At 69.9% G+C, this 14,467-nt stretch carries 12 protein-coding genes, 1 rRNA gene and 1 riboswitch; of the genes, 12 read left to right on the top strand and 1 reads right to left on the bottom strand.

Annotated elements, in window-relative coordinates; genetic code table 11:
- The 11 genes from rrf to AB0N90_RS37320 form a co-directional block, all read left to right on the top strand.
- Positions 1–95: ribosomal RNA gene (gene rrf / locus AB0N90_RS37370) — 5S ribosomal RNA — on the top strand; the annotation flags it as partial.
- A gap of 109 nt (positions 96–204) precedes the next feature.
- Positions 205–813, top strand: coding sequence for a CDP-alcohol phosphatidyltransferase family protein (locus AB0N90_RS37365; protein ID WP_085562634.1), 609 nt, complete (start codon positions 205–207; stop codon positions 811–813).
- A gap of 114 nt (positions 814–927) precedes the next feature.
- On the top strand, positions 928–3,423 hold the full coding sequence (locus AB0N90_RS37360) for a mannose-1-phosphate guanyltransferase (RefSeq protein WP_365203918.1): 2,496 nt from the start codon (positions 928–930) through the stop codon (positions 3,421–3,423).
- Between the two features lie 293 nt (positions 3,424–3,716).
- Positions 3,717–4,625, top strand: a complete 909-nt coding sequence (locus AB0N90_RS37355) for a DUF881 domain-containing protein (protein ID WP_365203919.1) — start codon at positions 3,717–3,719, stop codon at positions 4,623–4,625.
- Positions 4,622–4,954, top strand: a complete 333-nt coding sequence (locus tag AB0N90_RS37350; protein WP_003988855.1) for a small basic family protein — start codon at positions 4,622–4,624, stop codon at positions 4,952–4,954. Before AB0N90_RS37355 ends, AB0N90_RS37350 begins: the two co-directional genes overlap by 4 nt.
- A 4-nt stretch (positions 4,955–4,958) precedes the next feature.
- Positions 4,959–5,858, top strand: a complete 900-nt coding sequence (locus AB0N90_RS37345; RefSeq protein WP_365203917.1) for a DUF881 domain-containing protein — start codon at positions 4,959–4,961, stop codon at positions 5,856–5,858.
- A 190-nt stretch (positions 5,859–6,048) separates the two neighbouring features.
- Positions 6,049–6,879 carry an FHA domain-containing protein gene (locus tag AB0N90_RS37340; RefSeq protein WP_361668957.1) on the top strand — a complete coding sequence of 277 codons (831 nt, stop codon included), beginning with the start codon at positions 6,049–6,051 and terminating at the stop codon, positions 6,877–6,879.
- Between the two features lie 42 nt (positions 6,880–6,921).
- The gene (locus AB0N90_RS37335; protein WP_365203915.1) at positions 6,922–7,659 is read left to right on the top strand and encodes a MerR family transcriptional regulator; all 738 of its coding nucleotides are present in this window, start codon (positions 6,922–6,924) and stop codon (positions 7,657–7,659) included.
- An 88-nt stretch (positions 7,660–7,747) separates the two neighbouring features.
- The gene (locus AB0N90_RS37330) at positions 7,748–8,221 is read left to right on the top strand and encodes a bifunctional nuclease family protein (protein ID WP_365203914.1); all 474 of its coding nucleotides are present in this window, start codon (positions 7,748–7,750) and stop codon (positions 8,219–8,221) included.
- 286 nt (positions 8,222–8,507) lie between these two features.
- A complete protein-coding gene (locus tag AB0N90_RS37325) occupies positions 8,508–9,152 on the top strand; it encodes a MerR family transcriptional regulator (RefSeq protein ID WP_365203913.1) in 645 nt (214 codons plus the stop codon).
- A gap of 68 nt (positions 9,153–9,220) precedes the next feature.
- Entirely contained in the window at positions 9,221–10,597 is a 1,377-nt protein-coding gene (locus AB0N90_RS37320) for a DNA polymerase IV (protein WP_365203911.1), read from the top strand.
- A gap of 51 nt (positions 10,598–10,648) precedes the next feature.
- Here AB0N90_RS37320 and AB0N90_RS37315 read toward each other — a convergent pair whose 3' ends face one another.
- On the bottom strand, positions 10,649–11,017 hold the full coding sequence (locus AB0N90_RS37315) for a PRC-barrel domain-containing protein (RefSeq protein ID WP_361668966.1): 369 nt from the start codon (positions 11,015–11,017) through the stop codon (positions 10,649–10,651).
- 119 nt (positions 11,018–11,136) lie between these two features.
- Positions 11,137–11,232, top strand: a riboswitch (glycine riboswitch).
- Between the two features lie 171 nt (positions 11,233–11,403).
- Here AB0N90_RS37315 and gcvP point away from each other — a divergent pair.
- Complete coding sequence (gene gcvP / locus AB0N90_RS37310; RefSeq protein ID WP_365203909.1) at positions 11,404–14,289, top strand: aminomethyl-transferring glycine dehydrogenase; 2,886 nt, start codon at positions 11,404–11,406, stop codon at positions 14,287–14,289.
- The last annotated feature ends 178 nt before the right edge of the window (positions 14,290–14,467 follow it).

The raw sequence follows: 14,467 nt of genomic DNA, 5'->3' as shown, positions 1-14,467 counted from the left end.
AAACGCCCGGTTACATTCCGAACCCGGAAGCTAAGCCTTTCAGCGCCGATGGTACTGCAGGGGGGACCCTGTGGGAGAGTAGGACGCCGCCGAACTCCTTTTACAGCTCCGGCTCTTGGGCATCAGCCCGAGAGCCGGAGCTTTTTTGCGTTGGGGTAAAGTCAGGGAGCATCGTTGGCTCGTTTTCCCACAGGAGGCCCCCGGGTGGAGGTCCAGGAGACCCGTGTCCAGACAGACCGGGTCCTCACCATCCCCAATATCCTCAGCATGGCGCGGCTCGTCGGCGTGCCCGTGTTCCTGTGGTTGATCCTCAGGCCGGAGTTCGGGGGACCCAAGAGCGACGGCTGGGCACTGCTCGTGCTGGCCTTCAGCGGAGTCAGCGACTACCTGGACGGCAAGCTCGCCCGGCGCTGGAACCAGATCAGCAGCCTGGGCCGGCTCCTCGACCCGGCCGCCGACCGGCTCTACGTACTCTCCACGCTGCTCGGCCTCACCTGGCGGGAGATCCTCCCGGTCTGGCTGACGGCCCTGCTGCTCGCCCGGGAGCTGATGCTCCTGGTGATGGTGGGCATCCTCCGCCGGCACGGCTATCCGCCGCCCCAGGTCAACTTCCTCGGGAAGGCAGCCACGTTCAACCTCATGTACGCCTTCCCGCTCCTGCTCCTCAGTGACGGCAGTGGTTGGATCGCGTCACTGGCCGCAGTTTTCGGATGGGCGTTCGCCGGATGGGGTACAACGCTCTATTGGTGGGCAGGAGTGCTCTACGTGGTACAGGTCCGCCGATTGGTCCGCGCGGACGCCATGGCCGATTGAGCTCGGCGATTGTCCTGACCTGACGCCTCGATGGCCCGCGGCACAAAAGTGCGGGACAATCTGGACGGGTGAAGTCGGCTAGACCGTCGTCTCTCAGAGGAGGACGCTTCCGACATGAAGGCCGTCGTGATGGCTGGAGGCGAAGGCACCCGCCTTCGCCCCATGACCTCAAGCATGCCCAAGCCGCTCCTGCCCGTGGTGAACCGCCCGATCATGGAGCATGTGCTACGGCTGCTCAAAAGGCACGGGCTCACCGAGACCGTTGTCACCGTGCAGTTCCTTGCCTCGCTCGTCAAGAACTACTTCGGTGACGGCGAAGAGCTCGGTATGGAGCTCACCTACGCCAATGAGGAGAAGCCACTCGGTACCGCCGGAAGCGTCAAGAACGCCGAAGAGGCATTGAAGGACGATGCCTTCCTCGTCATCTCCGGTGATGCCCTGACCGACTTCGACCTCACGGAGCTGATCAATTTCCACAAGGAGAAGGGCGCGCTCGTCACGGTCTGTCTGACCCGTGTGCCCAACCCCCTGGAATTCGGCATCACCATCGTGGACGAGGAAGGCAAGGTCGAGCGCTTCCTGGAGAAGCCGACCTGGGGACAGGTCTTCTCCGACACCGTCAATACGGGCATCTACGTGATGGAGCCCGAGGTCTTCAACTACGTAGAACCCGATGTTCCGGTCGACTGGTCCGGCGATGTCTTCCCGCAGCTGATGAAGGAGGGCAAGCCGATCTACGGCTTTGTCGCCGAGGGCTACTGGGAGGACGTCGGCACGCACGAGAGCTACGTCAAGGCCCAGGCCGACGTCCTGGAGCGCAAGGTCAACGTCGACATCGACGGATTTGAGATCTCCCCGGGCGTATGGGTGGCCGAGGGCGCCGAGGTGCACCCCGACGCCGTACTGCGCGGACCGCTCTACATCGGCGACTACGCCAAGGTCGAGGCCGGCGCCGAGATACGCGAGGACTCCGTCATCGGCTCGAACGTCGTCGTCAAGAGCGGCGCCTTCCTGCACAAGGCGGTCGTCCACGACAACGTCTATGTCGGCCAGCACAGCAATCTGCGCGGCTGCGTCGTCGGCAAGAACACCGACATCATGCGGGCCGCCCGGATCGAGGACGGCGCGGTCATCGGCGACGAATGCCTCATCGGCGAGGAATCGATCGTCCAGGGCAATGTGCGGGTCTACCCCTTCAAGACCATCGAGGCCGGCGCCTTCGTCAACACCTCGGTCATCTGGGAGTCCAGGGGGCAGGCGCAACTCTTCGGCGCCCGCGGGGTCTCCGGCATCCTGAACGTGGAGATCACACCCGAACTGGCCGTCCGCCTCGCCGGCGCGTACGCGACCACCCTCAAGAAGGGCTCCACGGTCACCACGGCCCGCGACCACTCCCGAGGCGCCCGAGCGCTCAAGCGCGCGGTCATCTCGGCGTTGCAGGCGAGCGCCATCGACGTACGCGACCTGGAGAACGTGCCGCTGCCCGTGGCCCGGCAGCAGACCGCGCGGGGCAGCGCCGGCGGCATCATGATCCGTACCACGCCCGGCGTCCCGGACTCCGTCGACATCATGTTCTTCGACGGACAGGGCGCCGACCTGTCCCAGGGCGGTCAGCGCAAGCTGGACCGGGTGTTCGCGCGCCAGGAGTACCGGCGGGCGTTCCCCGGCGAGATCGGCGACCTGTACTTCCCCGCCAGCGTCTTCGACTCGTACACCGGGTCGCTGCTGCGCAATGTCGACATCAGCGGGATCCCCGACTCCGGAATGAAGGTCGTCGTGGACGCCTCCAACGGCAGCGCGGGACTGGTGCTGCCCAGCCTGCTGGGCAAGCTCGGGGTGGACTCCCTGACCATCAACCCGGGTCTCGACGAGTCCAGGCCCACGGAGACCGCCGAGATGCGGCGCAGCGGTCTGGTGCGCCTCGGCGAGATCGTCGCCTCCTCTGGTGCCGCGTTCGGTGTGCGCTTCGACCCCGTCGGCGAGCGGCTGTCGCTCGTGGACGAGAAGGGCCGGATCATCGAGGACGACCGGGCGCTGCTGGTGATGCTGGACCTGGTGGCCGCGGAGCGGCGCAGCGGCCGGGTGGCGCTGCCGGTCACCACGACCCGCATCGCCGAACAGGTGGCCGCCTACCACGGCACCCAGGTCGAGTGGACGACGACCTCCCCGGACGACCTCACTCGTGTGGGTGGTGAGGAGGGCACCATCTTCGGCGGTGACGGCAAGGGCGGATTCATCGTCCCCGAGTTCGGCAGCGTGTTCGACGGCACGGCGGCGTTCGTCCGGCTGATCGGGCTCGTGGCGCGCACCCAGCTCACCCTGAGCCAGATCGACGCGCGGATCCCGCGGGCGCACGTCCTCAAGCGGGACCTGGCGACACCGTGGGCCGTCAAGGGGCTCGTGATGCGCCGGGTGGTGGAGGCGGCAGGGGACCGCTCGGTCGACACCACCGACGGCGTACGGGTCGTGGAGAGCGACGGGCGCTGGGTGATGGTGCTGCCCGACCCGGCCGAGGCGGTCACCCATCTGTGGGCCGAGGGCCCGGACGACGCCTCCGCGCAGGCCCTGCTGGACGAGTGGTCGGGCGTCGTGGACAGCGCCGGCCGGTAGGTCGTACGACGGCTTCGCCAAGGCCGCTCCGGAGCCGCCTCGAAGGCCGCTGAAGGGCCTCCCGGGCCCGCCGCGGATCTTCCTGGTGCCCCGGGGCGGTCGCGCCCCCTGCTGGTCAGGGCGGTGGCGCCGCCGCGCGCGTGGGTGCCGGACAAGTGCCCCCCAAGGGGGTCTGTCCGGCACGTCGGTGGGGCCATTCGGAGTATCGCGCGCGACATGCGACGATGTGCGGCATGCCGCAGCAACCCCCCGTTCGGAGCAGCGCCGCGCGGCCGCGCCGCCCGGACGCCTCCATGTCGTTGATCACCAACGTCATGGACCACAGCCTCGACGACGGGTACGCCGAGGCCGCCGCCCGGAAGAAGTCCTGGGGCGAGGGCGGTCTGCCGAAGACCCTCAGGGCGAAGCTGGGCCTCGCGGGCGGCCTCGTCCTCGCGGCGCTGGTCGTGACCGTGGGGGCGGCACAGGCACGGGTGGCGGCGCCCGTGGTGGCCAAGGAGCACCAGGAGCTGATCGACCGCGTCGACAAGGAGACCGCCGACGCGGACAAGCTCCAGAGCGGCGTCGACAAGCTGCGTGACGACGTCAGCGCGCGCCAGCGGGCCGCGCTGAGGTCGAGCGGCGGCAGCGCCGAGGCGGACCTGGTGGGCATGCTGTCGGGTGCCACCGAGGTGCACGGCCCCGGCGTCAAGCTGGTGGTGAACGACGCCAAGGAGGCCAGCACCGGCGGTGACGGCACCAACCCGCGGGAGACCGCGGGGTTCTCCGACACCGGCCGGGTGCGCGACCGTGATCTTCAGCGCGTGGTCAACGGGCTGTGGGCGTCCGGCGCCGAGGCCGTCTCCGTCAACGGGCAGCGGCTGACCGCCCTGTCGGCGATCAGGGCCGCCGGAGACGCGATCCTGGTCGACAACAGGCCGCTCGTGCCGCCGTACACCGTGCTGGCGGTGGGGAACGGACCCCGGCTGAGCAGCGACTTCCAGAACAGCGGCGACGGACTGTATCTGCACGCCCTGGAGCAGAACTACGGCATCCGCGCCACCATCTCCACCGAGCACGACGTCCGGCTGCCCGCCGCGCCGAGTGTGATCGTCCGTACGGCGCAGCCGGTCCCCGACAGCGCCGACGCCAAGAACAACAAGAGCGCCAAGAACAGCAAGAACAGCAAGAACACCGAGAAGACGGAGAAGGGCACATCGTGATCGCCGTACTGGGCCTCGTCGTGGGAGTCGTGGCCGGCCTGTTGGTCCGGCCCGAGGTTCCGGCGGTCGTGGAGCCTTATCTGCCGATCGCCGTCGTGGCGGCGCTGGACGCCGTCTTCGGCGGTCTGCGGGCCATGCTGGACGGCATTTTCGACGACAAGGTCTTCGTGGTGTCGTTCCTGTCGAACGTGGTCGTGGCGGCCCTGATCGTGTTCCTGGGCGACAAGTTGGGCGTGGGCGCGCAGCTGTCCACGGGCGTCGTGGTCGTCCTCGGTATCCGCATCTTCTCCAACGCCGCCGCGATCCGGCGGCACGTCTTCCGGGCGTGAGGCGATGAGCGACAACCAGCACGACGACGGCGAGCGCGATGAGCGCGACGGCCATCACGGTCACGCGCACGGTGAGCACGCGGCCCGGCCGGGAAACCGGCTGCGCAAGGAGCTGCCGGCCGAGGTGCCCGCCCCGGCGCCCGGAGCGGGGCAGCGGCCCGTGCCGCGCCCCGACGAGTCGCTGAGCGGCCGTCAGCGGCTCGTCAAGGGGCTCTGGCCGCCGCGTCTGACCCGGCCCCAACTCATCGTCGCGCTGCTCCTGTTCGGCCTCGGTTTCGGCCTGGCCGTCCAGGTGGCGTCCAACAGCGACACCGACAGTGCGCTGCGCGGCGCACGTCAAGAAGATCTTGTTCGCATCCTGGATGAACTGGATTCGCGTACTCAGCGTCTTGAGGACGAGAGACAGGGACTCGAAAAGCAGCGGTCGGAGCTCCAGAGCAGTTCGGACCAGGCCGCGGAGGCACGCAAGCAGACCGCCGAGAAGGAACGGCAACTCGGCATCCTGGCGGGCACCGTGGCGGCTCAGGGTCCCGGCATCACCATGACGATCGAGGACACGAAGGGGACGGTCCAGTCGGACATGCTGCTCGACACCATCCAGGAGCTGCGCGCGGCCGGCGCGGAGGCGATCCAGGTCAACGGCGTGCGCGTGGTGGCCAACACCTACTTCGCGGACGCGGGCAAGAGCGTGAGCGTGGACGGGAACAAGATCACCGCCCCCTATCGTTTCAAGGTCATCGGCAAACCGCAGGATCTGGAGCCGGCACTGAACATCCCGGGAGGCGTGGTGCAGACTCTGGAGAAGGAGCAGGCCACGGTCTCCGTCGCACAGTCGGGCAAGATCGTCGTGGACGCCTTGCGACAGGCGAAGCAGCCTGACTACGCTCGGTCGTCCTCCCAGTGAACCGGCGGTGCATGGGGGCGGTCCGGCAGGGGCATGAGGTTGCGGGGGGTCGGCGCACCGACGAGGTGACGCGTGGTGGAAACTGTCTGGTGGGCACGGACGTTGTGAGGGTGTCCGGGTCGGCCGGTGTCGGCAATCAGGGTTCGTCCTGCCCCACGGGCGGGTCTGTTTCGGTCAAGGGGAATCGCCCGTGAAGTTGTTTGCGAAGTGGTTCGGCAAGAGCGCGCGAGAGGGCGGCGACAACGCGACCGCTCGTCATCGCGCACAGCCTGACGCACAAGGTCAGCGACCGCTGTTCCGGGACCAGATGGCTGGTCCGGGCGGTGACATTTCGGGAGGCCAGGGCGCGCCGTCAGTTGACCCTGCCCAGTCCCGCGGCATAGGTTTCGGGCAACCGTCAACCTCAAGTACGGGTGGAGAGTTCGCTCCCGGCCCGTACGCGTCCAATGCCCCGGCGGGGCAGCCGCGGCAGGAGGATCCGTCCATGTCGGTCCTGGTGTGTACGAGGTGCGGTAACCGCAACGCGGAGAACGCCCGCTTCTGTTCCAACTGCGGTGCGCCGCTGCGTCCCGGAGCCGTGCCCGAGCGCGCCTCCGAGACGACGTCCACGATCTCGATCTCCGGTCTCGAGGCCTACGACGCGGAGGTGACCGGCCAGACGCCGATGCCGCTGCTGTCGCCCGAGGCGCAGGCCGCGGTGGACGCGCTTCCGGCGGGCTCGGCCCTGCTGGTGGTGCGCCGGGGCCCGAACTCGGGCAGCCGCTTCCTGCTCGACGGCGATCTGACCACGGCCGGCCGTCATCCGCAGAGCGACATCTTCCTCGACGACGTGACCGTCTCGCGTCGCCATGTGGAGTTCCGCCGCTCGCCGGACGGTTCGTTCACCGTCGCCGACGTCGGCAGCCTGAACGGCACGTACGTCAACCGTGAGCCGATCGACCAGGTCGCCCTGCACAGCGGTGACGAGGTGCAGATCGGCAAGTACCGGCTGGTGTTCTACCCGAGCCGGCAGGGCATCTGACCCGCCCCCGGACGCGTTCCGGGGGTAACCCAGGGAAGGTCCATGCTTCACACACCGAGCGGCGGTGCCGGAAGCGGTACCGCCGCCAGGGACAGCGGGTTGATGAGCATCGGGGCGGTGCTGAACGCGCTGCGCGAGGAGTTCCCCGAAGTCACCATCTCCAAGATCCGTTTCCTGGAGGCGGAGGGGCTCATCGAGCCGCAGCGGACCCCTTCGGGGTACCGCAAGTTCAGTCCCGGTGACCTGGAGCGGCTCGGACACGTCCTGAGAATGCAGCGGGACCACTATCTGCCGCTCAAGGTGATCCGCGAGCATCTGGACGCCGTGGAGCGCGGCGAGGCCGTCCCGCTGCCCGTGGTCGGGCGCCAGCGCACCGGGGGCGAGGTGCTGGAGGTGCAGGAGGGGCCCACCGTGGCCCGCGTCGGCCGGTCCGAGCTGCTGGCCGCCGCGGACATCGGCGAGGCCGAGCTGGAGGAGTGGGAGTCGTACGGACTCCTGGTGCCGCTGGCCGACGGGACGTACGACGCGGACGCGGTCACCGTGGCCGCCCTCGTCGCCGAGCTGGGGCACTTCGGGATCGAGCCCCGCCATCTGAGGGTGATGAAGGCGGCCGCCGACCGGGAGGCCGGGCTGGTCGAGCAGGTGGTGGCCCCGCTCAAGCGCCACCGCAACCCGCAGACCAGAGCGCTCGCCGAGGCCCGTACGAAAGAGCTGGCGGCGCTCACCACGAAGCTGCACGCGGCCCTCCTGAAGACCGCCCTCGGAGTGCGTCTTCCCTGATCCGGGGGCAGGCCGGCGGGGGCCGGATCGGGCGGCCGCTCGGGGCCCCGACTACCCAAACGTCCCGGGCACGGCCTAGGGTTGCTGTGTGAACGAGCTCGATGTCGTAGGTGTCCGGGTCGAAATGCCCAACAACCAGCCGATCGTGCTCCTGCGCGAAGTGGGAGGCGACCGTTACCTCCCCATCTGGATCGGGCCGGGGGAGGCGACGGCGATCGCCTTCGCCCAGCAGGGCATGGCCCCGGCCAGGCCGCTGACCCACGACCTGTTCAAGGACGTGCTGGAGGCCGTCGGCCAGGAGCTGACCGAAGTACGCATCACCGACCTGCGGGAAGGCGTCTTCTACGCGGAGCTGGTGTTCGCCAGCGGGGTCGAGGTCAGCGCCCGTCCCTCCGACGCCATAGCGCTGGCCCTGCGCACCGGCACGCCGATCTACGGCAGCGACACGGTGCTGGACGACGCGGGGATCGCCATCCCGGACGAGCAGGAGGACGAGGTGGAGAAGTTCCGCGAGTTCCTCGACCAGATCTCGCCCGAGGACTTCGGCACCAGCAGCCAGTGAGGCGGCCGGCGCCCGCGAGCGGCTCATAGGGGCCCTGGCCTGCGCGGCCGGGGCTTTCGGGGGTCGGTCCTGGGCTTCTCGCGGCCGGTTCCCGGGGCAATTGCCACCGGCGATTGAGAGCGTCCTACGGGTCTCCGCGAGGGCATTCGGCTAGCCTTTCCCCGCGGTGGGACACGGGAAACCACTCCTTGGGTGATTATCACTCGGCGTGCCGAGTGTGGCGATCGTTGACGCACCCCTGGTGACTGCCTACCGTCGAGAAGGCAGGTCAAGGACGGAGGTCGGCGTGAGAACCAGCGGCGACGGTACGGCTGGGGGTGCTCCCGTGCGCGGTTTCGGGGAGAGCGGTCCGTACCCGGTTCACAGCAGCGCGGTGGATCACGCTCCGCAGCGGCCGACGGCGGTACCGGGCGGCGAAGGGGCGGCGTCCATGACGTCCGAGGAGATCGGCTACCGGGGGCCCACGGCCTGCGCGGCGGCCGGCATCACCTATCGACAGCTCGACTACTGGGCGCGTACGGGCCTGGTCGAGCCGAGTGTGCGGCCCGCGTACGGATCGGGCACCCAGCGGTTGTACAGCTTCCGGGACGTCGTCGTCCTGAAGATCGTCAAGAGGTTCCTGGACACCGGGGTCTCGCTGCAGAACATCCGCTCGGCCGTGCAGCACCTCCGGGAGCGCGGTTTCTGCGATCTGGAGCGCATGACGCTCATGAGCGACGGCGCGACCGTCTACGAGTGCACCTCGCCCGACGAGGTGCACGCGCTTCTCCAGGGCGGCCAGGGCATCTTCGGGATCGCGGTCGGCGTGGTGTGGCGGGACGTCGAGAACGCCCTGTCCCAGCTGCACGGCGAGCGCGTCGACACCGGCGAGACGCTGGTCGGGCACAACCCGGCGGACGAGCTGGCGCGGCGCCGCAACCGGGCGGTCTGAACCGGCCCTGACCCGACGGGCCGCCGGGCGTCGTCGGATTGTCAGTGCCGTGGTGCAGCATCGGAGATGTGAGAAACGCGCCCACGATCCTGCATCTCGACATGGATGCCTTCTACGCCTCGGTGGAGCAGGCATCCAAGCCGAGCCTGCGCGGAAAAGCGGTCGTGGTGGGCGGGCTCGGACCGCGCGGAGTGGTGGCCACGGCGTCGTACGAGGCGCGGGCCTTCGGGGTGCACTCGGCGATGCCCGTGGCCCAGGCGCGGCGGCTGGCGCCCAACGCGGCGTATCTGGTGCCGCGCTTCAGTCTGTACCGAGCGGTCAGCGAGCAGGTGATGACGCTGCTGCGGGAGCTGTCGCCGCTGGTGGAGCCGCTGAGCCTGGACGAGGCCTTCGTGGACCTGGCGGCCTCGGGCGCGGCGGAGGACACGGAATCGGCGCGGCGCACGGGCCTGCGACTGCGCGCGGACATCCGTACGGTCACGGGGCTGACCGGGTCGGTGGGGCTCGCCGCGTCCAAGATGCTCGCGAAGATCGCCTCCGAGCAGGCCAAGCCGGACGGCCTGGTGCTCATCGAGCCGGGCACCGAGCGGGCGCTGCTGGGTCCGCTGCCGGTCCGGACCCTGCCCGGGGTGGGTCCGGCCACCGGGGACCATCTGCGGCGCGCCGGGATCACGACGGTCGAGGAACTGGCCGAGGCGGGCGAGGACGAACTCGTGCGGCTGCTCGGCAAGGCCCATGGACAGGCGCTGTACGCGATGGCGCTGGCGCGGGACGAGCGGCCGGTGGTGGCCGAGCGGGAGGCCAAGTCCGTGTCGGTCGAGGACACGTACGACGTGGACATCCATGACCGGCCGCGGATCGGGTTCGAGGTGCGGCGGCTGGCGGACCGGTGTGTGCGGCGGCTGCGCGAGGCGGGGCTGTCCGGGCGGACGATCGTACTGAAGGTGCGGCGGTACGACTTCTCGACGCTGACCCGCTCCGAGACGCTGCGGGGCCCCACGGACGATCCGGCGGTCGTACGGGAGGCCGCCGAGCGGCTGCTGGAGTCCGTGGACACGACGGGCGGGGTACGACTGCTCGGTGTCGGCGTCTCCGGGCTCGCCGACTACACCCAGGAGGACCTGTTCGCCCAGGCGTCCTCGCGGGCGGACCCGGCGCCCGAGGAGGCCGTGGCCGAGCCGGTCGCGGTGCCCCGGGAGCCGGTGCTGCCGCACTGGCGGGCCGGCCAGGACGTGCGGCACGCCGAGCACGGGCACGGATGGGTGCAGGGGAGCGGGGTGGGCCGGGTCACGGTGCGCTTCGAGACCCCGCAGTCGCCGCCGGGACGGATACGCACCTTCCTGGTCACGGACCCGGCGCTGGAGCCGGCGGACCCGCTGCCGCTGGTCGCCGCGGCACCCGCGCCCTCGGCCGCCCCCGATCTGTCGGCCGGGCCACTGCCGTGACCGCTGCTCGACGGCATCGCCCTCATCGGCGAAGCCCTCTGGCGTCCGGGGCTATGTCTCCTCCGAGCCCGCCAGCTTGCCGAAGTTGTGCTCGGGGGCGGCGTCCGGGGTCACGTCGAGGCCGTAGTGGTGGTAGAGCTGGAGTTCCTGTTCGGGGGAGAGGTGGCGGCCCACGCCGAAGTCGGGGGCGTCCTTGATCAGGGAGCGGTCGAAGGGGACATGGAGGGTGCCCTCGACGAGCTCGCTCGGTTCCAGGGGGACGAACGCGTCGCGGGAGAAGAGGCCGGTGCGTATGGCCGCCCACTCGGGGACACCGGTGGCGTCGTCCAGGTACACCTCGTCGATCGTGCCGATCTTGGTGCCCTTGCGGTCGAACGCCTTGCGGCCGATCAGGTTGCGCGGATCGATGTCGGTCTGCACGGTCCCTCTCCCTCCAACTGGTCGCAACTCATCCGTAAGCACTACGAAAGAGCACATTCACTGCGGCGGCCACTTGAGAATTCGGCCGTTGACCTCGCTGGTAGGCTGATTGCGGCTGCTGACCCCATGCGGGAGAGTCCTCCGACCCACCTCGGAGGCGCCGAAGGAGCAAATCCTCCCCGGAATCTCTCAGGCTCACGTACCGCATGGACGAGGTCACTCTGGAAAGCAGGGCGGATGTCGACGGCTTCCGCTCTCACCGACGGTGAAAGCCGGCGCCGCAAGGTGCCGGTGAAGCTCTCAGGTTGAGATGACAGAGGGGGAGGCCGTCCGGGCACCCGCGCCGTGGTGCCCTTCGAAGGTCGTCAGACCAGGAGGCCTCCGCCATGACCGCCCATCGCATTCCGCTCTCCGAGCTCGAAGCGGGCATCCCCTTCGAACAGCGTCACATCGGGCCCGACCAGGAGGCGCGGGCCAAGATGCTCGCACAGGTCGGCTACGGCTCCCTGGACGAGCTGACCGCCGCCGCGGTCCCGGATGTGATCAAGAACGCCGACGCCCTCGACCTGCCGGGCGCCCGGACCGAGGCCGAGGTGCTGGCCGAGCTGCGCTCGCTCGCCGACCGCAACCAGGTCCTCGGCTCCATGATCGGCCTGGGTTACCACGGCACCTTCACCCCGCCTGTCATCCTGCGCAACGTCCTGGAGAACCCGGCCTGGTACACGGCCTACACGCCCTACCAGCCGGAGATCTCCCAGGGCCGCCTGGAAGCCCTGCTGAACTTCCAGACCATGGTCGCCGACCTCACCGGTCTGCCCACCTCCGGCGCCTCCCTCCTGGACGAGGGCACGGCCGCCGCCGAGGCGATGGCGCTGTCCCGGCGCATGGGCAAGAACAAGAAGGGCCTCTTCCTGGTCGACGCGGACGCGCTGCCGCAGACCATCGCCGTCATACAGACGCGCGCCGAGCCGACCGGCGTCGAGGTCGTCGTCGCCGACCTGAGCGCGGGCATCCCGGCCGAGATCGCCGCCCGTGACATCAACGGCGTGCTGGTCCAGTACCCCGGCGCCTCCGGTGCCGTACGCGACATCAAGCCGGTGATCGAGAAGGCGCACGAGCTGGGCGCGCTCGTCACCGTCGCCGCCGATCTCCTCGCCCTCACCCTGCTGACCTCCCCGGGTGAGCTGGGCGCCGACATCGCCATCGGTACCACCCAGCGCTTCGGCGTCCCGATGGGCTTCGGCGGCCCGCACGCCGGCTACATGGCGGTGCACGAGAAGTTCGCCCGCAGCCTGCCCGGCCGCCTGGTCGGCGTGTCCGTCGACGCCGACGGCAACAAGGCGTACCGGCTGGCCCTCCAGACCCGTGAGCAGCACATCCGCCGCGAGAAGGCCACCAGCAACATCTGTACCGCGCAGGTGCTGCTCGCCGTCATGGCCGGCATGTACGCCGTCTACCACGGCCCCGAGGGCCTGCGGACCATCGCCCGGCGCACCCACCGCTACGCGACGCTCCTCGCCGAGGGCCTGAAGGCCGGCGGCATCGAGATCACGCACGGCGCCTTCTTCGACACCATCACCACGCGCGTGCCCGGCAAGGCCGCCGAGATCGTCGCCGCCGCCCGGGACAAGGGCGTCAACCTGCACCTGGCCGACGCCGACCACGTCTCCCTGGCCTGCGACGAGACCACCACGCGGGCGCAGCTGGAGAGCGTCTGGGCCGCCTTCGGCGTCGAGGCCGACCTGGCGGCGCTGGACGCGGCCACCGAGGACGCGCTGCCGGAGGCGCTGCTGCGCGGCGACGACTTCCTCGCCCACCCGGTCTTCCACGAGCACCGCTCCGAGACCGCGATGCTGCGCTACCTGCGCAAGCTGTCCGACCGCGACTACGCGCTCGACCGCGGCATGATCCCGCTGGGCTCCTGCACCATGAAGCTCAACGCGACCACCGAGATGGAGCCCATCACCTGGCCCGAGTTCGGCGCGCTGCACCCCTTCGCGCCCGCCGAGCAGGCCGAAGGCTTCCTCACGCTCATCCATGAGCTGGAGGACCGCCTCGCCGAGGTCACCGGCTACGACAAGGTCTCCCTGCAGCCGAACGCCGGCTCCCAGGGCGAGCTGGCCGGTCTGCTGGCCGTCCGCGGCTACCACCGTGCCAACGGCGACGAGCAGCGCACCGTCTGCCTCATCCCGTCCTCCGCGCACGGCACCAACGCGGCCAGCGCCGTGATGGCCGGCATGAAGGTCGTCGTCGTCAAGACGTCCGAGGACGGCGAGATCGACGTCGAGGACCTGCGGGCCAAGATCGAGCAGCACCGCGAGCAGCTGGCCGTGCTGATGATCACCTACCCGTCCACGCACGGTGTGTTCGAGGAGCACGTCGCCGACATCTGCGCCCGGGTGCACGAGGCCGGCGGCCAGGTGTACGTCGACGGCGCCAACCTGAACGCCCTGGTCGGTCTCGCCAAGCCGGGCCACTTCGGCGGCGACGTCTCGCACCTGAACCTGCACAAGACCTTCTGCATCCCGCACGGCGGCGGCGGCCCCGGCGTCGGCCCGGTCGCGGTCCGCTCGCACCTCGCGCCGTACCTGCCCAACCACCCGCTGCAGCCGGCGGCCGGTCCGGAGACGGGCGTCGGCCCGGTCTCGGCGGCGCCGTGGGGCTCGGCGGGCATCCTGCCGATCTCGTGGGCGTACGTCCGGCTGATGGGCGGCGAGGGCCTCAAGCGGGCCACCCAGGTGGCGGTGCTCTCCGCGAACTACATCGCCAAGCGCCTGGAGCCGCACTTCCCGGTGCTCTACACCGGCCCCGGTGGCCTGGTCGCCCACGAGTGCATCATCGACCTGCGCCCGCTGACCAAGGCGACCGGTGTGAGCGTGGACGATGTGGCCAAGCGCCTGATCGACTACGGCTTCCACGCCCCGACCATGTCGTTCCCGGTGGCCGGCACGCTGATGATCGAGCCGACCGAGTCGGAGGACATCATCGAGCTGGACCGGTTCTGCGAGGCGATGATCGCGATTCGCGCGGAGATCGAGAAGGTCGGCTCCGGCGAGTGGCCCGCCGAGGACAACCCGCTGCACAACGCCCCGCACACCGCGGGCGCGCTCGGCGGCGAGTGGTCGCACGCCTACAGCCGCGAGGAGGCCGTCTTCCCGGCCGGGGTCTCGGTGGCCGACAAGTACTGGCCGCCGGTGCGCCGCATCGACCAGGCCTTCGGCGACCGCAACCTGGTCTGCTCCTGCCCGCCGCTGGACGCGTACGAGGACTGACCGCGCCGCAGCCGTGCCCCGAGGGCCCCGTCCGGATCTCCGGATGCTGTTGGTTAATTCCGCCCCGCTGGATCTGATCCGGCGGGGCGGAGTGCTGCGAAGGGTGAGACGCGGGTGCGGGCGAGTGGTCTGCCGGTGAGCCATGCGTCGAGGCGGGCGAGGTTGATCGCAGCGCCGG

Origin of the sequence: Streptomyces sp. NPDC093018, assembly GCF_040684035.1 — a bacterium.
Taxonomy (GTDB): domain Bacteria; phylum Actinomycetota; class Actinomycetes; order Streptomycetales; family Streptomycetaceae; genus Streptomyces; species Streptomyces murinus.
Note: the sequence above shows the minus strand (reverse complement) of the source record. Positions and strands in the feature narration are given on the sequence as shown.